Annotated in this window: 1 protein-coding gene; it reads right to left on the bottom strand. The window is 63.4% G+C overall.

Annotated features, from left to right (window positions below; translation table 11 throughout):
- Nucleotides 1-765 (bottom strand): carboxylesterase family protein (locus L691_RS0124625; RefSeq protein ID WP_025692898.1); only part of this gene is annotated, 765 nt, incomplete at both ends.

Raw genomic sequence — 765 nt, 5'->3', positions numbered from 1 at the left:
CTCCCAGCGGCCTCCATAATGGCTTCGGCCGGAAGCTCCCGTAAGCAGGCTGCGTTCGCCCGGTCTATGCCCAGCTCGGCGAGCAGCGCTAAGGCAACTGCCTCGCCCTGCTCGGGACGAAACGCCTGGGATGGGCCGCTCTGCATAATCGCTCCCGCAAGCAGGCCGCGGGCGGCCGGCATCGCCAGCAGCGCGGCGATGCTCATGCTTCCCGCCGACTCGCCGAATACCGTTACCCGCTGCGGGTCGCCGCCAAAACCGGCAATATTGCCGCGAATCCATTCCAGCGCGGCGATCTGATCCAGCAGCCCTGCATTAGATGAATTGCCATTGCCCAGTGGGGCCAGATGAAGAAATCCGAACGGCCCCAGACGGTAATTGACCGATACGACAACCACATTTCCGCTGAGGGCAAGAGCAGCTCCATCGAACAGCGGCTGGCTGCCCGCTCCGGTCAGGAACGTCCCGCCGTGAATCCAGACCATAACCGGCAGAGCCTCCGCCCCGGCGGGCGCCCATACATTCAGGTACAGGCAGTCCTCATCGTAGACCGGCGCTTCTTCGGGAAAGCGGGTGCCTTTCCGGTCAGGCGGCTGGTAACATACAGAGCCATAGGCGAAGCAGTCCCGCACCCCGTTCCAGCTTGCCGGAGGCTCAGGCGCCCTGAAACGCCGTTCCCCGGCGGGAGGAGCGGCGAAAGGAATACCGCGCCAGATGTTAATGCCATGATCTTGTATGCCCCGTACTTTTCCGTACATCGTTGCG

Origin of the sequence: Paenibacillus zanthoxyli JH29, from assembly GCF_000520715.1 — a bacterium.
GTDB lineage: Bacteria > Bacillota > Bacilli > Paenibacillales > Paenibacillaceae > Paenibacillus_AQ > Paenibacillus_AQ zanthoxyli.
The sequence above is the reverse complement of the archived record's forward strand: the minus strand, read 5'-3'. Positions and strand labels throughout refer to the sequence as shown.